Below are 25,644 nucleotides of genomic sequence, written 5' to 3' on the forward strand. Positions count from 1 at the left end.
TCACTTCATAATAACATATCACATAGAAAAGTTCATTCACTTATTTTCACCATAAAAAGAAACTAGAAGCATCATCGCTCCTAGTTTCTCCATTCAGCTTATTCAGCTGTATATTTTTCAACAAGCTCAACAACTTCTTCAGCTGTTGCTTTGTTTAGTGCTTCGTCAGCAAGTTTAACCATTTCAGTTTGGTCAAGACGTTTGATAAGGGAACGAGATTTCAAGATGCTTGAAGCACTCATTGAGAACTCATCAAGGCCTAACCCAAGTAGTAATGGAATCGCTGTTTGATCCCCGGCCATTTCCCCGCACATACCAGTCCATTTGCCTTCTTTGTGAGAAGCATCAATGACGTTTTTAATTAAACGTAAAATGGATGGGTTATACGGTTGATATAAGTAGGAAACGCGTTCGTTCATACGGTCTGCCGCCATTGTGTACTGGATTAAATCATTCGTACCAATGGAGAAGAAATCAACTTCTTTAGCAAATTGGTCCGCAATCACTGCAGCTGCTGGGATTTCAATCATAATACCTAATTCGATGTTTTCATTTACGTCAGTTCCAGCCGCAACTAATTTTTGTTTCTCATCAAGTAAAATTGCTTTCGCTTGACGGAACTCGCCAACTGTTGCAATCATTGGGAACATGATTTTCAGTTTACCGTGTACGCTTGCACGAAGTAACGCGCGAAGTTGCGTACGGAACAAGTCTTCATTTGCAAAGCAAAGACGAATTGCACGGAAACCTAAGAATGGGTTCATCTCTTCAGGTAATTCTAAATACGGAAGTGTTTTATCTCCGCCGATGTCGAGTGTACGAACAACAACAGATTTCCCTTCCATACCTTCAAGAACCGCTTTATACGCTTCGTATTGTTCTTCCTCAGTTGGGAAGTTGTCACGCCCCATATAAAGAAATTCAGTACGGTATAAGCCTATCGCTTCGCCGCCGTTCGCTACAACACCTTCTAAATCGTTAGGTGTTCCGATATTAGCAGCTAGTTCAACGTGTTTACCATCTTTAGAAACAGTTTCCTCATTTTTAAGTTTTTCCCACTCTGCTTTTTGAGCCGCAAAGTCAGATTGAACTTTTTTATAATGAGCCACTTGTTCTTCAGTTGGATTGACAATCACATTTCCTTCTAAACCATCAATGATGATTAATTCACCTTCTGCTGTATCAGCGGTTACCTCTTTCGTTCCAACAACAGCTGGAATTTCAAGAGAACGCGCCATAATCGCAGAGTGAGAAGTACGACCACCAATGTCAGTGACAAAGCCTTTAACAAAGTTACGGTCTAATTGAGCCGTATCAGAAGGTGTTAAATCACTTGCCACAACAACCACTTCTTCATCGATTAAAGCTGGGTTCGGAATCGTCACGCCAAGTAAGTGTGACAGGACGCGTTTTCTAACGTCACGAATATCTGCCGCACGTTCACGCATATATTCATTATCCATGGATTCAAACATCGAAATGAACATGTCCGTAGTTTCCTGAAGAGCAGCCTCAGCATTTGTCTTTGTTGATTTAATACTTTCTTCAATTGGCCCAACAAGTTCTGGGTCATTAAGAACAAGTAGATGTGCATCAAAAATTTGTGCTTTATCTTCACCTAAGCTTTTCGCCGCTTGCTCACGAATTTTAGTCAGTTCAGATTTAGAAACATCTACCGCGCTTTGAAAACGTTTTACTTCGCTTTCTGCGTCAGCCACTTCAGATTTTCCAAAAGAAAGATCCGGTTCAACGAGCAGATAAGCTTTCGCAATGGCAATCCCATCAGATGCTGCGATCCCTTTCAACTCTTTTACCATTATTCAGCCAAGCCTTCTTTCTTAAGTACCTCAGTTAAACCTTCAATAGCTTCTTTTTCGTCGCTACCTTCAGCATGAATCGTAATGTCAGCACCTTTACCGATACCTAAAGACATAACACCCATGATAGATTTAAGGTTTACTTTTTTGCCTGTATATTCAATTTGAATATCAGAGCTGTATTTGCTTGCAGCTTGCACCAACAAAGTCGCTGGACGTGCGTGAATTCCTGTTTCATCGATTACTACAAAACTTGCTTGTTCCATAATTACATTCTCCTTTGTAAAGAAATTTATTGTGACCTTTTTCACCAAAATGATTTCTCAGCAAAAAAGGCTATCCCTCAATTAAAAAGAGTACCATGTTTTTGCATCGGTTACAACCATTTCTTGATATTTTTGGCGTAAAAAAATCGCTACCCTTTTATTTTAGCTGAATTCCTTTCGAAACGCAATTTTCCAGTAGTTCCACCGGGCAATTACAGTTTAATAAAACACATTTTATAGCTAATATCGATATTTTTTTAACAATCATTTTCTTGAGAATCCCCAGTGAAACCGTATTATTTGCAATTATTGTGAATTTAGTGCAAACTAGGAGTTAATTTAATAAGTGAAAGAACTTGTTTCCACCTCAAATGTATGGGAGTGATAATAAATGGCTAAAGCAAATGTTGGCGATATTATTGAATTTAAAGATGGACTCACAGGAATTGTAGAGAAAATTAATGAAAACTCGGTTATTGTTGATTTAACCTATATGGAAAATTTTAACGATCTCGGCATTGAAGAAAAAACCGTTGTCAATCATAAAAATTACAAAATTATTCACTCGTCTAAAGAAGATTAAAAAATGGCGCATTAAAACCGCATTATCGGTTGGCGCTTTTTTAATGCCAAAAATAAAATGGGAGCTGAACAAATTGTGAAAAAAGAAAAAATTGCCATCATAGGTGCTGGACCAGGTGGGTTAGCTGCTGGCATGCGCCTTTCTTCAGCTGGCTACGAAGTCGATATTTATGAAAAAAACGCTTTTATTGGTGGGCGTACCAGTCGGCTTACGCTAGGCGATTATAAATTTGACATTGGCCCTTCTTCCATTACAATGCCACACACCTTAACTGCTCTTTTCATGGAATCAAACCGCAATTTAGAAGATTACGTCACACTTGTCCCCGTAGAACCTATGTACAAGCTTTTCTTCAATAATGGGCAAACATTTTCACCCTATCACGACCAACTTCAAACCATCAGAGAACTGAACGAACACTTCCCTAATAATGAGAAAAACTATTTACGCTACATGAATGAAAATGCGAAGAAGTCACTCTACCTCGCGCCGCTAATGATGTCTAGCCTTTCTTCACTTTGGGACTATTTCAAACCTACCATGCTGCGCGCACTTCCAAGCCTTTCCTTAGGTCGCAATTTGGCAGATGAAACTTCGCGTTTTTTCACCGATGAAAATTTGCGACTAGCCTTCTCCTTCCAAGTTCGCAACATGGGCATGAGCCCGTCTACAACACCAGGCATGTATAGCATCATTCCATTTTCCGAATTTTATTACGGCCTGTATCACCCAATTGGTGGGCATAGCCAGCTTTTCAAAGCCATTTCAGACGTCATTCTCGAAAATGGTGGGCGCATTCATTTAAATGCGGAAGTCGAACATTTTTCATTCCACAACAAACAAATTGATGGCTTTACACTTAAAAGCGGTGAGCACATTCAGGCGGATAAATATATCATTAATACCGACTATGCCTATACGATGACCGAACTCATGCATGACACGCCGCCACCTAAAAACTTGACGAAAAAGAAATTTTCTACAAGCGCATTTATGATCTACTTGGGACTTAATAAAACTTTCCCTTTGGAACATCAGTCCGTTATTTTCCCTGAAAACTACAAGCAATATGAAGATGAATTAATTCATTTGAAAACTTTACCAGAGGATTTTACCGTCTACGTCGTGAACCCTTCCGTTTCCGATACAACAATGGCACCAATTGGTCATACGGCACTCCGGATTATGGTTCTCGTTCCAAATAATGAAAGCCAAATCAATTGGGACAAAGAACGCCAAGCTTTCGAACAAAAAGTGCTCTCAGTTGTTAAAGAACGGCTTCATATTCCCGATTTAGAAGAACATATTGTCGAAAAAAAGGTGCTTACGCCGAAAGAATGGGAGAACGATTTTCATCTTTACCAAGGGGCCATTCACGGCTTAGTTCGGAGCATCAAACAAACTGGTACGGGGCACCCTGTGCATCGCTTGCAGAAAAAATTTCCTAATTTATTTGTCGTTGGCACAAGCGCCCATCCGGGAACAACCTTACCCTATATTATTGAAAGCGCCAATTTTGTTGCCGAACAAATCAAAAAAACGAAAACATGATGTTATCACGTTTTCGTTTTTTTTGATGTGAAATCTGGTTTTGTTTCCAAGCTTAAGTAATAACAAATTGTAAAAATCACATTTGCAATTAGTCCTACCACTATCGTTGCCCAAAGATCTGCATATAGTGATAAAAAAATGAAGAAAGCTAAAATAATCCAATAGACCACAACAATTTCAGATTTTAAATTGGGATATTTCAAATTCTCCCAACGATTTGTCAAACTTAAAATAAAGTAAATCATCAAATGGAGAATTAATCCTAGCAAAAACCAATCCGTGATATCCGAAAATTGTAAAATCGTTAAACCATTTCCGAGAAAAGGCAATTGTTTAACTTGTGTGGAAATCGGCTCAACAAGCACTTCAAAAACCATCACCATCGTCGCCGCAATAACCGCGTACATCCCGCCGCGAAGCCAATCAATATTTACTTTCAGCGTAATTTCGCGTGCGATAACGTGCGTCCCCGCGATTAAACCTATCCAAATAAAGCCAAATGTAACTGGAATTCCTTTTATCATAAAACCATAATTAAACGTATACATATCATCCGCAAAACTCAATTGCATCCATTCAATACAAGTTGTAACCGCAAAAATTAAAATGGTAATAGCTGTCCCAAGTCCTTTCCCGTACTGAACGATGAAAAACACCATCGCAAAAATCCCAGTAAATATAAGAAAGATGGAATGCACACCCGTTATTTTTGATGGTAGGACACCGATTGAAATTAATAAAATGCTTCCTAGAAACCAGAAAATATATAGCCACAATAGAAATTTATAGTTTTTTTCTAACACATCAACACTCCTCTATTGCTAAAAAAACAAAATCTTTGTTTCATTATAACAAAATTCGCCGACAAAAGCCGTTTAAAATATGTTTTGTTGCGAAATTAACCATTTTCGATTAAAGTATGGTATAAAGAAGAATTTTTAAGAGGTGTTTTTGTATTGAGGAGCAACAGAATAGATTTCAAGCTAATTACCGGGCTTCTACTAGCAGCCATCCTGATTTTCATCACGTATCAATTTTCAAAAAGTTTCTGGTATATGTACGGAGCAAGCATGTTATTTTTACTCAGTTTTTGTATTTTCAATGTTGATTTAAGAAAGAAATTTTCCATATTCAAAGGTATTTTACCAGCTATTTTTTCAGCTATCATTTTATATATTATTTTTTATATAGGCGCATTTATTTTTAAATTCTTACCCTTTGGTTTAAATTCAGCCGTACATAGCGCGTTTAATAAATACGCAACAGATAACTGGTTAGTGTGGATCTTACTTGTCATCGCCATTGTCCCTGGTGAAGAAATTTTTTGGCGCGGTTTCGTTTTAAAAAGATTGCTGGATTCATATGCGAATTGGTTCGCCTTACTCGTTTCATCGATTTTATCAGCCTTGTTCGTCGTCGCAAGTGGTAATATTGCCATGGTCATTGCCATTTTCGTGGCTTCCCTCTTCTGGGGTGCCTTGTACATTTGGCGACCCAGCTTACTTATGTTATATATGTCACATCTCCTATTTGCATTTTTATTACTTTCTGCGTTGCCAATCTATTAAGCATCCTTTTGGGGTGCTTTTTATTTTTGACTAAACGCTAAATTTTTGTTTGTTAGTTACAAAAAATACGAGCAAAATGCTTGAAAGTCAGAAATGGTCAGTGTATACTAAGAACATAAGGTCAAATATAGTCAAAGTCAGTTGACCTGAAATTGATTCTTATTGTTAAAAGGAGGAAATCAATTTATGTTATGTCAAAACTGTAATCAAAATGATGCACGAATTCAACTTTATATGAATGTAAATGGAAAGCGCGTGGAGATGCCACTATGCGAATCTTGTTACGCGTCACTTAAAAATAATCAAGCAAACTTCATGCAAAACGGAGCTTCTCCGCTTGATGATTTTTTCCGTCAAATTAGCGGGAATATGAATCAAAACGGGGCGACAGCCCAAAGAGGAAGCCAAGTTCAAACGGAAACTAGGCAGGGCGGATCAGGCTTGCTTGATGAATTTGGAACGAATCTTTCACAAATGGCGAAAGATGGCAAATTAGATCCGGTGATTGGTCGCGATGACGAAATCAAACGGACAATTGAAATTTTAAATCGCCGCAATAAAAATAATCCCGTTTTAATTGGGGAACCTGGGGTCGGTAAAACGGCTGTTGTTGAAGGACTGGCAAGAGCGATAGCGGCAGGTGCTGTCCCTAACAAACTTTTAGACAAAGAAGTGATTTTACTTGATGTGGCTTCGCTCGTTTCTGGTACGGGGATTCGCGGGCAGTTTGAAGAGCGCATGAAGCAGCTTATCGCGGAACTTTCTGCACGCACGAACACCATTTTATTTATTGACGAGGTGCACACGATTGTTGGCGCGGGCTCTGCGGAAGGCTCGATGGACGCTGGAAACATTTTAAAACCAGCCCTTGCTCGCGGTGAGCTTCAAATGATTGGCGCGACAACGCTAAACGAATATCGCAAAATCGAAAAAGATGCGGCGCTTGAACGTAGATTCCAACCTGTGATAGTAGATGAGCCGAGTACAAGCGCAACGCTCACGATTTTGGAAGGCTTGAAGGAAAACTACGAGAACTTCCATGAGGTCGTTTATTCGAAGGAAAGCTTAGAAGCGGCAGTAACGCTTAGCGCGCGCTATATTCAGGACCGGCATTTGCCGGATAAAGCCATCGACTTAATGGATGAAGTCGGTTCAAAATACAATTTAACAATTGAAAAATTGGACGAAAAAACGGCAACAGAGCGACTTAATCGACTTGAAGCCAAAAAAGATGCGGCACTGCAAAAAGAAGATTATGAAGAAGCAGCTCAAATTCGCGATGAAATTTCACGGTTGTCGGAAAATAAAATGCGAGTGGGTATTTCGGAACGTCCTGTAATTCAGGCGTCGGATATTCAGGCGCTCATCGAAGAAAAAACAGGTATTCCAGTTGGCCGTCTCGAACAAGACGAGCAATCGAAGTTGAAAGACTTGGAAGCTCATTTAAACAAAAAAGTAATCGGTCAAAAAGATGCGGTGAAAAAAATTACGAAAGCAATCCGGCGTGGTCGGGTTGGGTTGAAGCAAAAAAATCGCCCAATCGGCTCCTTCCTCTTTGTCGGCCCAACTGGGGTCGGTAAAACAGAACTTGGTCGCACACTCGCGAATGAACTTTTCGGTTCAGAAGATGCGATGATTCGCCTTGATATGTCTGAGTTCATGGAAAAACACAGCGTTTCAAAACTTATCGGCTCGCCTCCAGGCTATGTTGGTCACGAGGAAGCTGGTCAGCTTACTGAGAAAATTCGCCGCAACCCGTATAGCATTTTACTTCTTGATGAAATGGAAAAAGCGCACCCTGATGTTCAGCATATGTTCCTCCAAATTTTGGAAGATGGCCGTTTGACGGACTCTCAAGGAAGAACAGTTAGCTTTAAAGACACAGTCATCATCATGACGAGTAATGCGGGAAGCGGCACAAAAGAAGCCGCAGTTGGTTTTAACCATACCAATGATAAACTCGAAAAAGGTAGCGACCTCCTAGATCGTCTTGGCTATTACTTCAAACCTGAATTCCTAAACCGTCTCGATAGCGTTATCGAATTTAATAGCCTTGAAAAAGAGGACTTAATGCAAATTGTCAGCCTTATGCTACAAGATTTAAATGACATGCTGCAAACACAAAACATGGAAATTAGCGTACCTGACGATGTGAAAGCAAAATTAATCGACCTCGGCTATGATGCAAAATTTGGCGCTCGTCCGCTAAGAAGAACCATTCAAGAACACTTGGAAGATGCTATTGCCGATGTGCTCATCGAACAACCTGATGTGACTGAACTTATTGCCCAACTTGATGAAAATGGAGCCATCACAATCGGCACAAAAGTAACAGCTTAATTTAAAAAGGAAATCCTTTTTTGGAGGATTTCCTTTTTTTATGACCAAAAATCAGTTTTATGGTTCATTTCAAATTCTAACAACCAAATTTTCTTCGCATAATCCGCACCATTATAGCCACCAAGTTGCCCGCCTTCTTGCACGACACGATGGCACGGAATGATAATCGGCAGCGGATTTTTTCGGTTTGCTTGTCCAACTGCTCGCACTGAAGAGGCATTTTGAATATGACTCGCCACCTGTTTGTATGACCAAAAGTCACCATACGGAATTTCAGTGAGCGCCTCGTAAACAGCCTGTTCAAACGCCGTGCCACTCAATTTAAAGTTAACTTGAAATCGTTGTAACTTTCCTGAAAAATAGTCCGTAAGCTCTGTTACGAGCTCATTCATAACGCGATTTTCTTCTGCCGTTCCACTTTCATTTTGGACTTTATCGTCGTAAGAAATCTTGATAACATGGCTATTTTCAACGGTTAAGTACAGTAATCCAATTGGCGACTCAAAAATTCTCTTTTCCATAAATTAGCCCTCCTTTGTAATAGCAAAACAATAATTTGTTAGTATTTTGTCAGTTTATTGTTACAGCGGTATGGGAAAATAACTATAGACTTTTTATGTAGAAAGGACCGTGTGGTGAAATTTATGGATACGATAAAACAAAGTAAACCACGGGATCACTATTTCGACAACGCAAAATTTATTTTAATTTTTCTTGTTGTTTTTGGTCACCTCTTACAAACTTTTGTTGCTGAATATGCGAGTGTACGTGTATTATACATCTTTATTTACACTTTTCATATGCCGGCATTTATTTTAATATCGGGGTATTTTGCAAAAGGCTTTAAAAAGCCTGGATATTTCATGAAAACGATGAAAAAGTTAATTTTACCCTATGTCTTCTTTCAACTTATTTATTCGATTTTCTATTATTACTTACTCGGTCAAGACAGTATTTCACTTACCTTACTTGACCCTGAATGGTCACTTTGGTTCCTACTTAGTTTATTTTTTTGGAATATATTCTTATATGGCTTCACAAAATTAAAACCGAGCGTAAGCATCTCACTCGCCATTTTAATTGGTCTTATCGCTGGTTATTTTGACATGATTGATGGCTATTTAAGCTTATCTCGCACATTTGTATTCTTTCCGTTCTTTTTAATCGGCTTCTTCATGCAAAAAGAACATTTTAAGAAATTACAAACGCGTTCAGCGCGCATTGCCGGCAGTTTTATTATGCTTGCCATTATTACGTTCATTATTTTTAACCCAGATTTAAATGAAAACTGGTTTTTAGGCTCCAAACCTTACGCCAGTTTCGTTGACGTCAAAACGTTTGGGCTCCTCATCAGATGCGTGATTTATGGCATTAGTTTCCTTTCCATTGCTGCATTCCTTACTTTTGTTCCGAAAAAGCGATTATTCTTTACAAAATGGGGTAAAAATACTTTATACGTGTACCTTCTGCACGGCTTCTTTATTAAAATGTTTCGGGAAGGAAGCTTGTCAGACTTTAATTACACGTCAAAAACATTTGTCCTCTTGTTGGCCATCTCATTCGGCTTAACTGTTATTCTATCGAGCAACATTGTCACCACGTTCGTTCAACCAATTATTGAACTTCGAATGAGTCGACTCAAAACCGCTTTTTTTAGATTAAAAGAAAAAATATTGCCTAGTGAGGGGTATTAACAATTGGAACGTCTAAGGAGGAATAGACATGGCAAATCGCAAACCTGAAGTTATTCTTGGTCTTATTGGATCAATTATCGGATTAGGGGTCGGCATTTGGATTATCAATTATGGGGAAGAAATTACAGCTTATATTCAAACATTTACGTATTTATCTGGCAGACTTGGGGATAGCGTCACACAACTTGGCTGGATTACTTTAATTGCTTCCGCTATCGCACTTATTGGAACATTATTTATCGGTAAAGCTCCTAGAAGCTGGGGCGTTATTATTTTCCTAATTGGGTTAGCTTTATTTTTCGTCATCGGAACATCTTGGGTAGTATCTGGTATTTTACTCATGTTAACGGGACTCATGGGTATGTTCAGACGCCCTGTGCCAAAATCTTGGAACGCCAAATAACAACTAATATTCAGGCGGATGATAAACGACGAATTGCCGTTTGTCATCCGCCTGTTTTAACATTTCTTAAAGGGGAACCAACATGACCTATTTATTTCCAGTTAAAATCGCACTTATACTCTTTCCATTTTTAAGCATTCTATTAACCATACCGTTTGCCATTTATTCTTATCGCAAATTCGGCAGCATCACTTTCATGCGTGTCTTTGTCTTATTTACGCTCATTTTCTATTTAATGGCGGCTTTTTTTATGACCATCTTGCCACTGCCCGACATGGCTGATGTAGCAAATTCAAACGCGCCTGCACCACAGCTCATTCCTTTTCACTTCATTGCTGATTTCATCAACCAAACGGTGCTCGTCATCACCGACCCGTCCACCTATTTGCCGGCGCTCACTCAGGATGTTTTTATTCAGCCATTATTTAACATTTTCCTACTTCTACCACTTGGTGTATATTTACGCTATTATTTTCGGCTTTCAATTGGTAAAACGACACTCATCGCGTTTCTGCTCTCCTTCTTTTTTGAGATCACTCAATTGACCGGACTCTTTTTCCTTTACCCCCACGCTTACCGCTTGTTTGACGTGGACGATCTCATCTTAAATACAGTCGGCGGACTCATCGGCTATGCGCTCGCCCCGCTGTTTACGTTCTTTTTACCTTCGCGGGAAAAAATGGACCAAACGAGTAGTGCGCGTAGCACGCGCGTCAGTTTCGTTAGACGGTTTTTGGCTACCTTTATTGACTGGTTCCTTTTGAATGTCATGACAGGACTCTTAACCTGGCTACACCTGTTACCTTTTTCTGAAATCAGCTCATCTGGCTCCGACTACTACAAAAAAATCATTTGGCAAATCCTTCTTATTTTCCTTTATTTCATTGTCCTGCCAAGTTTGACAAACGGCTTGACCATTGGAAAATGGATTGTGCATATTCGCATTGTACGCATTGGCGAAAGTCGCGTTAAATTGAAGCATCTTCTCGTTAGATACGGTCTGCTCTATTATTTAGTCGGTGGTCTTATTATCATTCCACTTAACGAGCAAATTCCGAAAATCACCACACCACAACTCACGCTCGTTTTATTCGCCATTTCCGCCGCAACCGCCCTTCTATTTGCCATTCATATTAGCGCTAACTTTTTTGCGCGAGACAAGCGATTGTTTTACGAAAAAATGAGCCGCACAACCGAAGTGAGCACGTATCGACCAAAACCAACCTAAAAAAGCCGTTTTGCAGTGAGCAAAACGGCTTTTTAAAATTAACCTGTAATAATTTTCTCTTTCGGCAAGCGAATCGCATTTTTCGGTTCGCTTTTTTTCCGCAAGCTAAGCATGGAATACATAATCCCAACGCGGCCAATGAACATGAGAATAATAATAATGATTTTCCCAGCGACACTTAAATTCGGCGTTAAACCTAGCGAAAGTCCGCACGTTCCAAATGCCGAAAAAACTTCAAAAATAATTTCAATAAGCGTGGCTCTTTCCGTCTGCGCCAGCACAATGACGGCCGTTAAACATAAAATCGTCGCAAAAATAATGACAGCAAGCGATTTTCTAACATCTTCCTGATGCAATTCGCGTCCAAAAATATAAATGTGATTGCGCCCACGAATGACCGAATAAAGGAACAAAATCGTCACCGCAAACGTTGTCGTTCGAATACCGCCACCAACAGAACTCGGCGATGCCCCGATGAACATTAAGAACGAAACAAATAGCAATGTTGGAGCCGTAAATGCGCCGCTATCAATCGTTTGTAGTCCAGCACTTCGAGAGGTTGCCGACAAGAACATTGAATTAAAGAAGCCCTCACTCAGGCTAGCATTTTTAAATAAATGCCCCGCTTCCATGCCCCAAATAAGTAGCCCACCACCAATTAAAAGCACCAAATACGTGAGCGTCGTAACCTTCACAAACAGCGAGAAGCGAAACGGATAGAGCGTATTTTTTTCGAATAAAAAGCGTCGCGTTTCAAGCAGAACAGGGAAACCAATTCCTCCTGCGACAATAAGCAAAATGGCGATAAACTGCACGAAATAATCATTCACAAACGGAATTAAAGAAGACCCCGTTATATCGACACCTGCGTTTGTCACGAGCGACACCGAATTGTAAATCCCTTGGAACAGCGCCTCCCCAATTGTTGGGAAAAACGGGATGAAATAGAGCCCTAAAATGACGGCACCGATAATTTCAATCCCAAAGATGAGAAATAAAATTTCACGCAACATCCGAACCATACCACTCATCGTATATTGGTTCGTATCCGTCATAATGAGTTGCCGCTGCTTAAGCCCGATTTTCCGCCGCAAAATCAAGTAGAAAAAAGTGCTGAGCATCATCACGCCGAGCCCGCCGAGTTGGAAGATTCCCATGAGCACCCAAATCCCTGCCGTGCTGTAAGAAGCGCCGACATCGACTGTCGCGAGCCCCGTCACACTAACCGAGCTGGCCGCAAGAAAAAGCGTGTCGAGAAAAGACACATGCACACCCGGTTTTTGAGTAAAAGGGAGACTGAGAAGAATCGTTGAAATCGTCACCGCGAAAAAATAGTACGTGATAATAATTTGAACGGGCGTCATGCGCGATAAGATAATTCTTATTTTATTTTTGATTGTTCGGTTTTCAAGATAGAGTTTTCTTTTGTTGTTTTTCTTTTTTTCTAGCAATGATATAACCACCTATACCAATTATTAGCATAACCGACCAAAATGTCAGCTTCCATGCAGTTGAATCTGGGAAATCCTCTGGTAAAATACCAACTGAAGGGTGCGCGAGTGTATACACACCTAGTTTAACACCCACCCAACCTACGATTAGAAAAGCAGCCGTTTCAAGCGTTGGATAGCGTTCTAGTAATTTGACAACTTGTGTTGCCGCAAAACGAATGACGATTAAGCCAGCGAGTCCGCCGAGGAACATCACGATGAATTGCCCGCCGTTCATACCACCAATAGTGAAATCGCCTAAATCAGGCAATGTCATCGCAAGCGCGGCCGCAGCAAGCATCGAATCGAGCGCAAAAGCGATGTCGGTTAATTCAACGCGCATCACGATACCCCAAAATGACACAGGCTTATCCTTGTCTTCCTCTTTTGTTTTCTTTTTGCCATCTTTACCGCGTTTTAAGTCTATCATATGTTTAATTGCTAAGTATAATAAATAAATTGCGCCAATAGCTTGTATTTCCCATATTTTAACCAAGAAAGAAATTAAGAAAAGCGCAATAAAACGGAAAACAAAGGCACCGACTAAGCCGTAAAACAGGGCTTTCCGCTGTTTTTCGTGCGGTAATTTTTGAACGATAACCGCCATAACAACAGCATTATCTGCGGAAAGTATTCCTTCCAGTGCGACGAGTACGAAGAAGACCCATACGTACTCTGCTAATATTGAAACATCCATTCCTTCACCCCATTTTTTTCTATGTACAGATAAGAAGGCTGCACATGAAACGTACATACCTTCTCATTTTATACCCTTATTCAAAAATTGTTAAGCGTTTTATTGTTCTGATTGCGTTTTTTTCTTTTGTTTAATTGAAATGAGCCAACCCCAGATAATAATTAAAATCATCACGCCCCAGAAAATTAGTTTCCAAGTAGTCGATTCAGGGAACTCATGTGGGATAATGCCTAGGCTTGGATGCGCTAATGTATAAACGACTAATTTTACGCCTACCCAGCCCACAATTAGGAAGGCAGCTGTTTCAAGAGATGGATAATTTTTGAGTAGCTTCACAAATTGTGTTGCGGCAAAACGAATGATGATAAGGCCGACTAAACCACCGAGGAACATCACGGCAAACTGCCCTGTGTCAATACCCCCAATTTGTCCCCAACCCGTTTTAGGAAGTGTGATTGCAAGCGCTACAGCAGCAAGCATGGAGTCAATCGCAAACGCAATATCTGCAACCTCGACTTTAAGCACCGTCATCCAGAAACCTGAACCTGACTTTTTCGCTTCTTTTTCATTATGATCGCTTCCTCTTAGATGCTTCACAATGTGGCTAATTGCAATGTACAAGAGATATGCGGCTCCAAGCGCCTGCACCTGCCAAACATTTGCGAGGAAGGAAATTAAGAAGAGAGCAGCAAAACGAAAGACGAATGCGCCCATTAGACCGTAAAAAAGCGCCCTTTTCTGTTGTTTTTCTGGTAAATGTTTGACCATAACTGCCATCACGACAGCATTGTCTGCGGCTAAAATCCCTTCAAGTCCGATTAGGACGAGTAGTACCCAGCCGTATTCTAAAAGCATTGCAGTGTCCACTAAAATTCCTCCTTTGATTTTGTTCTTTTGACAAGGCCGAGTAAATAAAAAACGAGACCTCACCCGTTACGGGCAAAGGTCTCGCTGACATGTGACATGTTAATAAAACCGATGGACGCTTGTCCATGTAATGACGATTTTATCCCGGTCCGAAAACCAGTGCTACTCCCCTTTGACTATTGTCAAAAAGATATATAATTGAACTCTACTAATTGACTATACCATGTTTGTAAAAATAAAGTCAATCTATTTTTTTAAAGTAATGATGTGAGTTCGATATCGGGATTTTTATCCTTAAACCAATTGATCGCAAATTCATTTTCGAAAAGGAACAGCGGCGCATCAAAACGGTCTTTCACGAGCATACTACGCGCAGTTGAAAGTTTCTCATCCACATCTTCCTCGCGAATCCAACGGGCGATTTTCTTCCCAATTGGCTCCATAATAATTTCCGAGTTATATTCATTACGCATCCGATGTTCGAACACTTCAAATTGAAGTTGACCAACGGCGCCAATAATATAATCTTCCATGCGCCACGTTTTAAACAATTGAATGGCACCTTCTTGAACAAGCTGTTCGACACCTTTATGGAAATGTTTTTGTTTCATAACATTTTTCGCGGAAACACGCATAAATAACTCCGGCGTAAATTGCGGTAACTTTGGAAACTCAATAGTTTTGCTGCCGCTTGAAATCGTATCGCCAATTTGATAATTTCCTGTATCATATAAACCGATAATATCGCCAGCTACAGCGCGCGACACATTTTCCCGGTCATCGGCCATAAATTGCGTGGAGTTTGCAAGTTTCATTTGCTTGCCAGTTCGCGTTAAGGTAACACCAATGCCACGCTCGAATTCGCCTGAACAAATTCGCACAAACGCAATGCGGTCGCGGTGAGCGGGATTCATATTCGCTTGAATTTTAAAGATAAAGCCTGTGAAACTCTTATCTTCGGCAGCAATTTCCCCTTCATTCGTCTCGTGAGCGCTTGGCGACGGAGCAAATTCAACAAACGTTTTTAAGAACGTTTCCACCCCAAAGTTCGTTAAAGCACTTCCGAAGAAAACTGGCGTCAGTTCACCTTTTGCAATTTTTTCGCGACTAAATTCATTTCCTGCCTCATCTAAAAGCATAATTTCTTCCAAAGCTTGGGTGTAGTAACTTGAGTTTTGAATCTCGTGCGCCTCTTTCAAATCGCCTTCATCGTTTAGTGGCAAGAAAGTTTCGTCTTCCCCCGCCCGGTAACGCTCAACAACGTGATGATAGCGATCATAAAGCCCCATGAGCTCTTTCCCCATACCAATCGGCCAGTTCATCGGGTAAGATTCAATGCCAAGCACTTCTTCTAATTCCGACAAAAGTTCAAGTGGCATTTTCCCTTCACGGTCCATCTTATTCATAAACGTAAAAATTGGAATGCCGCGCATCCGACAAACTTTAAATAGTTTAATTGTTTGAGCTTCAATCCCTTTTGCGGAATCGACAACCATGACAGCCGCGTCAACTGCCATAAGCGTCCGGTACGTATCTTCACTAAAATCGGAGTGCCCAGGTGTATCCAAGATGTTAATACGGCAATCCTGATAATCAAACTGCATGACCGAACTCGTGACGGAAATCCCACGTTGCTTTTCAATTTCCATCCAGTCACTCGTCGCATACTTCCCTGTTTTTTTCCCTTTTACAGTACCCGCTGAACGAATCGCGCCACCGAAAAGAAGTAACTGCTCGGTAATCGTTGTTTTCCCCGCATCTGGATGGGAAATAATCGCAAATGTTTTACGCGTTTCGACTTCTTTTTGTAAACCCTGACTCATGATTCCATTTCCTCCTCGACTTCTTCACATTTTTATAGTATATCATAGGAGGCAAAAAAAAAATACGACTAAAATCAATTAGCCGTATTCCTATTTAAATCCTTATTTCAAAAGGGCCGCTTTAATATTTTCTTCGATGTTTTCAGGTTTTGTTTTAGAAGAAAAGCGTTCGATAATATTGCCATCGCCATCGATGAGGAACTTTGCGAAATTCCATTCGATTTTCTTTCCGCCTGTTTCAGCAACGAGATACTTGTAAAGCGGATTGGCATCGCGACCTTTGACTTTAATTTTCTCAAACATTTGAAATGTCACGCCGTAATTTAACTGGCAAAATTCCATGATTTCCTCATTCGTACCCGGATCCTGCCGCAAAAATTGATTGCACGGAAAGCCTAAAATTTCCAAGCCGTCCTTTTGATACGTTTTGTATAGCGATTCCAGCCCCTCTAATTGCGGTGTCAAGCCACATTTGCTGGCTGTATTCACAATTAACAGTGTTTTTCCTTCATAAACAGATAGTGGAATTTTGTGACCGTCCATCGCGACTTCTGTAAAATCGTGTACGTTCATCGTTTTACACCTCCAAATTTACTTGACCATCTCACTTAAAAGATAGTGGTAAAGCAGCTTTTCCGTGTGATAGAGCGAATCGCGGTGCGTCCGCTCGTATGCGTGGCTAGAGTCAATCCCTGCCCCAATTAAGCCGTGCACGATGTCGTTCCCCGCGTGAATCGCTGCACTGGCATCCGACGCGTAATACGGATAAATATCCACTTTATATGAAATATCATGCTGTTTCGCAAGCTCCACCAAGTTTTTTCGAAAACCGTAGTGATACGGCCCGCTACCGTCTTTCGCACAAATCGACACCGTGTACTCATCAGTTGCCTGCCCGTCACCAATCGCCCCCATGTCGACCGCCAAATATTCTACAACCTCAGCCGGAATGTTCGAATTACCGCCATACCCGATTTCTTCATTATTTGAAATTAAAATATGGGTCATATACGGCAGTTTAACCCCCGTTTTTTGAATATGTTCAATGAGGCGCAGCAGCATGCCAACACTTGCTTTATCGTCCAAATGGCGCGACTTAATAAATTCATCGTTTACAATTTCGGTTCGCGAATCAAACGAAACAAAGTCACCCACTTCAATGCCTAGTTCGCGAACCTCTTCCTTAGACGTGACGCGCGCATCAATTCGTACTTCCATGTTGCGTTCATTTCGCTCCGCCGTGCCAGCATCTTTATACACATGTACCGAAGTTTGATGCATCAAAATTGTTCCGCTAAATTTTTTCCCATCCGAGGTTTCAATCGTACAATATTCCCCTTCAATCGCATTGAAACGAAAACCGCCAATTAAAGAGAGCGACAAGCGGCCATCTGCCTTTATTTCTTTCACCATCGCACCAAGTGTATCTACATGTGCCGTCAACATTCGATGCTTTTCCGTATTTTCACCAGGCAGTGTCACAATTAAACCACCTTTATGATTTAAGCGGGTGCTCACATCTAATTCCGCTAAGTCTGCAGCAATTTTCGCAATAATTTCGCGTGTATTCCCAGTTGGACTTGCAATTTCAGTTAGTTCTTTAATTTTCAACATCGTTTCAGTCGTATTCGGTTCGTAAGTCAATTCCATTCCTCCTTTTATTCTCCTTCATTATAATCCTTTCCAAAGAAAAAGGCACAAATGATGAATTCTTTGACAAAAAGCCGTTTAATTATGCTATAATTCAGCTTGACACGAAAGGGAGGTAAATCTTGTGGAAGAAACAAAAGTGAAAGCCGTCACAGTCGCCGTTTTTGTGGCAACTTTTATGGCAGCCATTGAAGGAACGATTGTCAGCACAGCCATTCCAACAATCGTCAGCCAACTTGACGGCATCGAACTTATGAATTGGATTTTTTCAATTTATTTACTAACTTCCGCCGTTACAGTTCCCATTTACGGGAAATTATCGGACTTATATGGAAGAAAAATGATCTTTATTATCGCAACGCTCATTTTTTTAGTGGGCTCCACACTTTGCGGATTTGCCACAAATATGGAGCAACTTATTATTTTCCGTGCTATCCAAGGAATCGGCGCAGGCGGAATTTTACCGCTAACAATGACAATTATCGCCGACATTTATCCTTTTGAAAAGCGCGCCAGAATACTCGGATTCATGGGTTCCGCATGGGGAATCGCTGGCGTTTTCGGTCCACTTCTGGGTGGTTTTTTAGTGGATCAATTATCATGGCACTGGATTTTCTTTATCAATGTTCCTGTTGGAATTTTGACGATTTTCTTAGTCTGGCTTTATTTAAAAGAAAATGTTGCAAACGAAAACCTCCCCATCGATTTCCTTGGTATATCGCTATTTACGGTAGCACTGCTTGCACTTTTATTCGCCTTACAGCGCGCCGGAGAAACGCTAAACTGGGGCGAGCCACTCGTTTTAATTTTACTTGGGCTAGCAGTTGTGCTCTTTATCTGCTTTTACTACGCCGAGAAACGGGCGAAAGACCCTATCATGCCTTTTGTTCTGTTTAAAAATCCGGTCGTGCTTATCGGAAATTTAATTGGCTTCTTCATTAGCGCCTTTTTGATTGGTATAAACGTTTACATTCCCATGTGGGCGCAAGGTATGCTTGGCCACGGCGCGACAATTGCGGGGCTCATGATTGCCCCACTTTCGATTACTTGGATCATCGGTTCATTTGTAGGCGGAAAACTGCTAATGAAAATCGGCAATCGCCATACAGTTGGCCTTGGCATTTTCATCACGGTTTTGAGCGGACTAATCCTAGCGATTTTCCCAGCGAGCACGTTAGATATCTACTTTTATTTAAATAGCGCCTTAATGGGCTTAGGTTTTGGTATTATCTTCACTACGACCATGGTCACCGTCCAAGACGCAGTGCCTCGCTATCAGACGGGTATCGCCACAGCTTCTAACACTTTATTCCGAACAGTGGGTCAAACGATTGGTGTTGCGATTTTTGGTACAATTTTCAACTCGATTCTTGCCTCACAGTTTGCGGCAAATGCGACGGCAGGTGTGGACAGAAAACATTTAAATCTGTTGATTAGTCCAAAAACAGCTGGTCAAGTGGACGAGAGTCTAATCAATCCCCTTCGCTCGATTTTGTATGAAGGTCTTCATATCGTCTTTTGGACTATGTTTTTACTGGCTGTTATCAGCTTTTTCCTCCATTTTATTTTGCCAAAAAAACATATTTCTGGGGAAAATTAAAGTTATACATTCAGATTGAAAAGAGCAGCTCAAGTTGAGCTGCTCTTTTTGTTGTTCAAATAGAAAAAACAGCAAAGAACTCTTTGAAAAGTTCTTTGCTGTTTAGTTTGCTTAGAAACATTCAGTAATTTATCGAACCGTTACTGGTGTTTCAACAAGAATATTGTTCGCTCCGCCATAACCTATCATCGAAACTTGCATACCTGGTGTTTTCAGTAAGGCTTTCGCATAATACGTAAACGAACCATCTGCATTTACTGGAATTTTAGATTTAACGACACCTTCAACTTTAAGCGCAATATATTTCACACCATTTGTTGATGTTCCTGTGACATTACTTGAAGTTCCAATCGTAAAGACATCTGTTGTTAACGTTGCTGGAGCAGTTGGTGGGATCGTCACTCTATTAGAAGCCACCACATCTCCACCTGCAGTATAACCTTTCATTACGATAGTATCCTGGTCACTTGTGACATAACGGCGAATATAGTAATCATATGTGCCTGAACCGTCTACTGGGATTCTAGATAGTTCTGTGTCATTCACGGTTGCGGAAATATATTTCACATTTCCAGAATACGTGCCGACTACTGAACTATCACCAAGGTTGTAAGTCTGTGCAGTAATCGCTGATGGACCAGTTTGACCGATGTTTACTGGAGTAGTTTTCGCAATTTCATTTCTTGAATTATAGGCATTCATTACAATTCGATCTGTATCACTTGTGACATAACGGCGAATATAATAATCATATGTGCCTGAACCGTCTACTGGGATTTTAGAAAGTTCTGTGTCATTCACTGTCGCAGAAATGTATTTCACATCTCCAGAGTACGTACCAACTACTGAACTCTCTCCAAGATTGTAAGTCTGTGCAGTAATCGCTGATGGACCACTTGGATTGATTCTTACTGTAGTAGTTTTCGCAATTTCATTTCTTGAATTGTAGGCGTTCATTACAATAGTATCTGTATCGCTTGTGATATAACGGCGAATATAATAGTTATATGTGCCTGAGCCGTCTACTGGGATTTTAGAAAGTTCTGTACCATTCACTGTCGCAGAAATGTATTTCACATCTCCAGAATATGTTCCAATTACTGAACTATCACCAATACTATAATTATTCGCTGTGATAGCACTTGTCGTTTCAGAATCACTCACTCGGACAGGTGCTTCCGCTACTTGGACACTTGCGCTATTATACGCAATAATGGATACTACATCTTCTTCAGATGTGATATTTGGTCGTGCATAGTATGAGTAAGTGCCACCTGAAACTGGGATTTTACTTAATACTGTGCCATTGACTTTCAGCGCAATGTATTTCACGCTTCCTGTATACGTTCCTGTAACATATTTATCTTGGTACAAGACAAAATTATTTGCTGTAATAGTACTATCGCCTGGTGGGTTAAGAATTACATTGACTTGTTTTTCATCCACTACAACGCCTGCGACATTGTACCCTTTCACAGAAACCGTATCACCCATCGCAATCTTGCCTCTAGAGTAATAGCTCCACGTGTTCGCATCTTTTACAGGGGTTTTCACGTATTCTGTGCCATTCACAACAAGGGAAACATATTTCACACTTCCTGTGAACGTTCCTTGTACGTAAGAATCTGTTGAAACGGCGAAATAGTTCGGATTAACAGTTAAGCTACCGATTAAACTTTCTGGTCCGAATAAGGTTACTTTCTTACGCGAAATTTCATCGCCTTCAGAATTGTAACCAATCGCATAAACTTCATCTGTTGCCGCATTTGTAATGTTTGGTCGTGCATAATATTGGAAAGTTCCATCTGCCGCAACTGGAATTCTAGAAAGAGTCGTTCCGTTTACAGAAATGGCGACTTTTGTTACAGAACCTGTATAGGTTCCTTTCACATATGCATCAATTCCCACAACAAAGCTATCTGGAGCTACTGCCCCAATTTTTAATTGTCCATCTTTTAATGTTACTCGTTTACGATCCAGTTCTTTATTCGTTGAATCTAGACCTACAAGATAGACTGTTTGTGTTGTACTTGTAATGTCATTTTTCGCATAGTACTCGAAGCTTCCCGTTACAGGAATAGTAGATTTTCTAGTGCCATCTACTTCCAAGTAAACTTTCGTCACATCGCCAGCTACTTCCGCTTTAACGCGTGTATCATAACCAACATAGTACGCATCTTTCACCGTCACCGTTCCATTTGAAGCTCGTGTAACGGTTGTGTTCGCACTTGCTGATTTCCCATTTTTCGTTGCGGTTGCAATGACAACAGTACCTGCCGCTTGTTTTGGAATGGTAATGCTGTAATGCCCACTAGCATCTGCTTTTCCTGTTGCAATCGTAGTATTACCTACTTTAATAACCATATCTGCATTCGGTTCTGCCGTTCCTTCTGCTTTTGTAGAATCAGAATCTAAGGCATTAATTGTCGTTGGCGCAATATTACCTTGTGTAACCGTAGTATTCGCACTTTCTGTTTTGCCTTTCGCTGTTGCACTTGCCGTTACGACCGTTCCAACCGCTTGTTTCGGAATAGTCACACTGTATGTGCCATCAGAAGCTACTGTTCCTGTTGCAATTGTGTTTTGTCCTACTTTAATGACAAGACTTGCATTTGGTTCTGCGGTTCCTTCTGCTTTCACAGAATCCGTTGTAAGTGAGTTAATCGTCGTTGGTGCAATATTACCTTGTGTGACGGTTGTATTCGCACTTGAAGATTTACCATTCTTCGTTGCGGTTGCTGTCACAATGGTTCCGACTGCTTGTTTTGGAATCGTAATGCTGTAATTTCCGTCTGGACCTACTTGCCCTGTTGCAATCGTCGTTTGACCGACTTTAATCACAAGACTTGCATTTGGTTCTGCGGTTCCTTCTGCTTTCACAGAATCCGTTGTTAAGTTACCAATTGTTGTTGGTGCAATATTACCTTGAGTAACCGTTGTACTCGCACTTGAAGTTTTTCCATCTGCTGTTGCCGTTGCCGTTACAATGGTTCCGACTGCTTGTTTTGGAATGGTCAGGCTATAATTTCCGTCTGATCCTACTTTTCCTGTTGCAATCGTCGTTTGACCGACTTTAATCACAATATCAGAATTTGGTTCTGCGGTTCCTTCTGCCTTTACAGAGTCCGTTGTTAAATTATTAATGGTCGTTGCTGCAATAGGTGTCCCTGCTGTTACTACAGTTGTAGCACTTGAGGTTTTCCCTTTTGCTGACGCTGTTGCTGTCACACGTTCGCCTTCTGCTTGTTTTGGAATCGTAATCGTGTAGCGACCATCAGAACCTACTGTACCAGTTCCAATTGTTGCACCTGCTTGATTTTTAATGACAAGACTCGCATTTGGCTCAGCTGTTCCTTGTGCCGTTGTGGAGTCAGCTGTCAATGAATTAATCGTAGTTTGTGCAATACTCATGTCAATAACAGGTGTAGATGCACTCGATGTTTTCCCTTTTGCACTTGCAGTTGCTGTCACAACTGTTCCAGCTGCTTGTTTTGCAATTGTCATGCTGTAAATACCATCAGAACCTACTAGGCCGCTGGCAATTTGATTATTATTTTGATCTTTAATGACAATTATCGCATTGGGTTCTGCATGACCTGTTACACTTGTTGAATCTGTTGTCAGTCCGTCAATAGTTGTTTGTGCAATATTCATATCACTAACAATGGTCATTGCACTCGATGTTTTTGTTCCAACTGTTGCAGTCGCGCTTACAACAGCATTTGCTGGTTGTTTTGGAATTGTTAAACTATAAATTCCATCAGAGCCCACTTTTCCTGTCGCAATCGTGGTTTGACCAACTGTAATTGCAATGTCGGCATTCGGTTCAGCCGTTCCTTGTGCCGTTGTGGAATCCGTTGTCAACGCTTGAATCGTTGTTTGCTCAATTTCTCCTTGAGTGACCGTTGTGTCCGCACTAGCCGATTTATCTGCTTTCGTTGCTGTTGCAGTCACAATAGTTCCGACAGCTTGTTTTGGAATCGTTAAGCTGTAATTTCCGTCTGGACCTACTTGTCCGGTTGCAATTGTCGTTTGACCGACTTTAATCGCAATGTTAGCATTCGGTTCAGCTGTTCCTCGTGCCGTTGTGGAATCCGTTGTTAAATCACCAATCGTTGTCGGTGCTAGCTCTCCTTGAGTAACCGTTGTGCTCGCACTGGATGATTTACCATTTTTCGTTGCCGTAGCTGTAACAACTGTTCCAACTTCTTGTTTTGGAATTAAAAGCAGGTACGTACCATCTGAGCCTACGCGACCGCTTGCTAATTGATTATTATTTTGATCTTTAATCACAATTGTTGCATTTGGTTCTGCATTCCCTTGAGCTACCGTAGAATCCGTTGTCAAAGCACCAATCGTTGTCGGTGCTAATTCTCCTTGAGTCACCGTTGTGGTAGCCGTATTTGATGTTACACCATTTTTTGTTGCCGTTGCTTCGACAACTGTTCCAACTGCTTGTTTTGGAATCGTAATGCTGTAGTGACCGCTAGCATCTGTTCTCCCTGTCGCAATCGTTGTTTGGCCGACTTTAATCGTCATGTCCGCATTTGGCTCGGCTGTTCCTTCGGCTTTCACGGAATCGGTTGTTAAATCACCAATTGTTGTTGGAGCAAGGTTTCCTTGCGTTACCGTTGTTGATGCCGTATTTGATGTTGTACCATTTTTTGTTGCCGTTGCTTCCACAACTGTTCCAACTGCTTGTTTTGGAATCGTAATGCTGTAATGACCACTAGCATCTGCTTTTCCTGTTGCAATTGTTGTTTGACCGACTTTAATTGTCATATCCGCGTTTGGTTCAGCCGTTCCTTCTGCTTTCACGGAATCGGTTGTTAGACTGTTAATTGTCGTTGCGGCAATCGCTCCTTGAGTAACTGTTGTGGTTGCCGTATTTGATGTTTTGCCATTTTTTGTTGCCGTTGATTCGACAACTGTTCCAACTGTTTGTTTTGGAATCGTAATGCTGTAATGACCGCTAGCATCTGCTTTTCCTGTTGCAATCGTTGTTTGACCAACTTTAATCGTCATATCCGCGTTTGGCTCGGCTGTTCCTTCGGCTTTCACGGAATCTGTTGTTAGATTATCAATCGTTGTTGGTGCTAGGTTTCCTTGCGTTACCGTTGTTGATGCCGGATCTGCGTTTACACCATTTGCTGTTACATATGCCGTCACAACTGTTCCAGCTGCTTGTTTTGGAATGCCAAATTGATATGTGCCATCCCCTGATACTTTCCCTGTAGCAAGTTGATTGTTATTTTGATCTTTAATAACAATGTCTGCATTCGGTTCTGCGGTTCCATTCACACTTGTTGAGTCTGTAGTTAAACTATTAATAGTTGTTCTTTCTATGTCACTTAAGTCAACTATACTAAGGTTACTAATTCGAACTGTACCAGTTGTTGTTTCCAAAGAAACGGATGTTGAATTAGATGTTGCTACAAATTCACCTGTTTGCTGTGATCCAGATGCGCCAACCCAAGTACCTGGGTTCGGTATATTCATCCAAAGAGGTAATGGATTGTATAAAGCTTGGTGTACAGCAGAACCATCATTGACAACTACCGCAACATTATTGTTCCCATCTACATTAGTTGCAGTATATGAGATTTTATAGCGATGTCCTGGAACTGTGGTAAACGCACGTCCAATCCCCATAGATTTCAACATTTGTGGTGAGCTAAGTTGTACTGAACCATTTCCTTCGAATTTAGTACTCATACTATACACGCCAAAATAATCCCAGCTATCCCCAGGATAACTATCCCAGCTAGCATATTTTGTGTCATTAATAGTATTAGCCGCTGTCCAATAAATTGGCGTCCAGTAGTTTTTATTATCGAAGTTAGCAGCAGCCCCCAACAAGTTTGTAGATGTTGACTTTAGGTTGGTTAATTTTGTTCCTTCTGATCCAGTGCTAGTGCCACTAGCAACTACATTGAACGGAAGTGCTGTTACAAGTGTAGAAGCTACCATAGTTGCTGTAATCGCGCTGATAGTCATCTTTTTTAATTTAGATTTCTTCATGTTCACGTTGTTTATTCTCCTTTTTCATGATATTTTATTGATGCAA

General features: G+C 40.8%; 19 protein-coding genes and 1 riboswitch. Of the genes, 8 read left to right on the forward strand and 11 right to left on the reverse strand.

What is annotated here, in order from left to right:
* Positions 1 to 98: 98 nt before the first annotated feature.
* Together ptsP and BN1609_RS04715 are read right to left on the reverse strand one after the other, a co-directional pair.
* Entirely contained in the window at positions 99 to 1,817 is a 1,719-nt protein-coding gene (ptsP, locus tag BN1609_RS04710; RefSeq protein ID WP_088809476.1) for a phosphoenolpyruvate--protein phosphotransferase, read from the reverse strand.
* Positions 1,817 to 2,083: a phosphocarrier protein HPr gene (locus BN1609_RS04715; protein WP_007472257.1), complete on the reverse strand. Its 267-nt coding sequence runs from the start codon at positions 2,081 to 2,083 to the stop codon at positions 1,817 to 1,819. Before BN1609_RS04715 ends, ptsP begins: the two co-directional genes overlap by 1 nt.
* 391 nt (positions 2,084 to 2,474) lie before the next feature.
* On the opposite strand from BN1609_RS04715, the gene BN1609_RS04720 reads away from it, so the two are divergent.
* A complete protein-coding gene (locus tag BN1609_RS04720; RefSeq protein ID WP_088809475.1) occupies positions 2,475 to 2,666 on the forward strand; it encodes a DUF2187 family protein in 192 nt (63 codons plus the stop codon).
* A 57-nt stretch (positions 2,667 to 2,723) separates the two neighbouring features.
* Positions 2,724 to 4,217, forward strand: a complete 1,494-nt coding sequence (locus tag BN1609_RS04725) for an NAD(P)/FAD-dependent oxidoreductase (RefSeq protein WP_167373842.1) — start codon at positions 2,724 to 2,726, stop codon at positions 4,215 to 4,217.
* Positions 4,218 to 4,222: 5 nt separating this feature from the next.
* On the opposite strand, the gene BN1609_RS04730 is transcribed toward BN1609_RS04725, so the two are convergent.
* Complete coding sequence (locus BN1609_RS04730; RefSeq protein ID WP_088816240.1) at positions 4,223 to 5,020, reverse strand: DUF422 domain-containing protein; 798 nt, start codon at positions 5,018 to 5,020, stop codon at positions 4,223 to 4,225.
* 153 nt (positions 5,021 to 5,173) lie between these two features.
* Between BN1609_RS04730 and BN1609_RS04735 the strand changes: the two genes are divergently transcribed.
* Positions 5,174 to 5,785, forward strand: coding sequence for a CPBP family intramembrane glutamic endopeptidase (locus BN1609_RS04735; protein ID WP_088809472.1), 612 nt, complete (start codon positions 5,174 to 5,176; stop codon positions 5,783 to 5,785).
* A gap of 186 nt (positions 5,786 to 5,971) precedes the next feature.
* Positions 5,972 to 8,125 (forward strand): ATP-dependent Clp protease ATP-binding subunit, encoded by a 2,154-nt coding sequence (locus BN1609_RS04740; RefSeq protein ID WP_088838978.1) that lies wholly within the window; start codon positions 5,972 to 5,974, stop codon positions 8,123 to 8,125.
* A gap of 38 nt (positions 8,126 to 8,163) precedes the next feature.
* Here the strand turns inward: BN1609_RS04740 and BN1609_RS04745 are convergent, their stop codons facing one another.
* Entirely contained in the window at positions 8,164 to 8,646 is a 483-nt protein-coding gene (locus BN1609_RS04745) for a methylated-DNA--[protein]-cysteine S-methyltransferase (protein WP_088825421.1), read from the reverse strand.
* Between the two features lie 123 nt (positions 8,647 to 8,769).
* On the opposite strand from BN1609_RS04745, the gene BN1609_RS04750 reads away from it, so the two are divergent.
* The 3 genes from BN1609_RS04750 to BN1609_RS04760 all read left to right on the forward strand — a co-directional run bounded on the left by BN1609_RS04750 (position 8,770) and on the right by BN1609_RS04760 (position 11,450).
* Positions 8,770 to 9,819, forward strand: a complete 1,050-nt coding sequence (locus BN1609_RS04750) for an acyltransferase family protein (RefSeq protein WP_088838980.1) — start codon at positions 8,770 to 8,772, stop codon at positions 9,817 to 9,819.
* Between the two features lie 28 nt (positions 9,820 to 9,847).
* Positions 9,848 to 10,222, forward strand: coding sequence for a DUF4064 domain-containing protein (locus BN1609_RS04755; RefSeq protein WP_088809468.1), 375 nt, complete (start codon positions 9,848 to 9,850; stop codon positions 10,220 to 10,222).
* A gap of 82 nt (positions 10,223 to 10,304) precedes the next feature.
* Complete coding sequence (locus BN1609_RS04760; RefSeq protein ID WP_088840561.1) at positions 10,305 to 11,450, forward strand: VanZ family protein; 1,146 nt, start codon at positions 10,305 to 10,307, stop codon at positions 11,448 to 11,450.
* 38 nt (positions 11,451 to 11,488) lie between these two features.
* Here BN1609_RS04760 and BN1609_RS04765 read toward each other — a convergent pair whose 3' ends face one another.
* The 6 genes from BN1609_RS04765 to BN1609_RS04790 form a co-directional block, all read right to left on the reverse strand.
* The gene (locus tag BN1609_RS04765; RefSeq protein WP_088809646.1) at positions 11,489 to 12,814 is read right to left on the reverse strand and encodes a TrkH family potassium uptake protein; all 1,326 of its coding nucleotides are present in this window, start codon (positions 12,812 to 12,814) and stop codon (positions 11,489 to 11,491) included.
* Between the two features lie 43 nt (positions 12,815 to 12,857).
* Entirely contained in the window at positions 12,858 to 13,637 is a 780-nt protein-coding gene (locus BN1609_RS04770; RefSeq protein ID WP_088809466.1) for a TerC family protein, read from the reverse strand.
* A 99-nt stretch (positions 13,638 to 13,736) separates the two neighbouring features.
* Positions 13,737 to 14,504 carry a TerC family protein gene (locus tag BN1609_RS04775; protein ID WP_088809465.1) on the reverse strand — a complete coding sequence of 256 codons (768 nt, stop codon included), beginning with the start codon at positions 14,502 to 14,504 and terminating at the stop codon, positions 13,737 to 13,739.
* 28 nt (positions 14,505 to 14,532) lie between these two features.
* Positions 14,533 to 14,687, reverse strand: a riboswitch (yybP-ykoY riboswitch).
* 71 nt (positions 14,688 to 14,758) lie between these two features.
* The gene (locus BN1609_RS04780) at positions 14,759 to 16,327 is read right to left on the reverse strand and encodes a peptide chain release factor 3 (protein ID WP_088809464.1); all 1,569 of its coding nucleotides are present in this window, start codon (positions 16,325 to 16,327) and stop codon (positions 14,759 to 14,761) included.
* Between the two features lie 102 nt (positions 16,328 to 16,429).
* Positions 16,430 to 16,900, reverse strand: coding sequence for a glutathione peroxidase (locus BN1609_RS04785; protein WP_088809463.1), 471 nt, complete (start codon positions 16,898 to 16,900; stop codon positions 16,430 to 16,432).
* An 18-nt stretch (positions 16,901 to 16,918) separates the two neighbouring features.
* The gene (locus tag BN1609_RS04790) at positions 16,919 to 17,971 is read right to left on the reverse strand and encodes a M42 family metallopeptidase (RefSeq protein WP_088809462.1); all 1,053 of its coding nucleotides are present in this window, start codon (positions 17,969 to 17,971) and stop codon (positions 16,919 to 16,921) included.
* 130 nt (positions 17,972 to 18,101) lie between these two features.
* Between BN1609_RS04790 and BN1609_RS04795 the strand changes: the two genes are divergently transcribed.
* The gene (locus BN1609_RS04795; RefSeq protein WP_088809461.1) at positions 18,102 to 19,577 is read left to right on the forward strand and encodes an LM6179_1298 family efflux MFS transporter; all 1,476 of its coding nucleotides are present in this window, start codon (positions 18,102 to 18,104) and stop codon (positions 19,575 to 19,577) included.
* Between the two features lie 129 nt (positions 19,578 to 19,706).
* On the opposite strand, the gene BN1609_RS04800 is transcribed toward BN1609_RS04795, so the two are convergent.
* Positions 19,707 to 25,598, reverse strand: coding sequence for an immunoglobulin-like domain-containing protein (locus tag BN1609_RS04800; protein WP_255377314.1), 5,892 nt, complete (start codon positions 25,596 to 25,598; stop codon positions 19,707 to 19,709).
* Positions 25,599 to 25,644: the final 46 nt, after the last annotated feature.

Source organism: Listeria sp. ILCC797, from assembly GCF_900186185.1.
Taxonomy (GTDB): Bacteria; Bacillota; Bacilli; order Lactobacillales; family Listeriaceae; genus Listeria; species Listeria goaensis.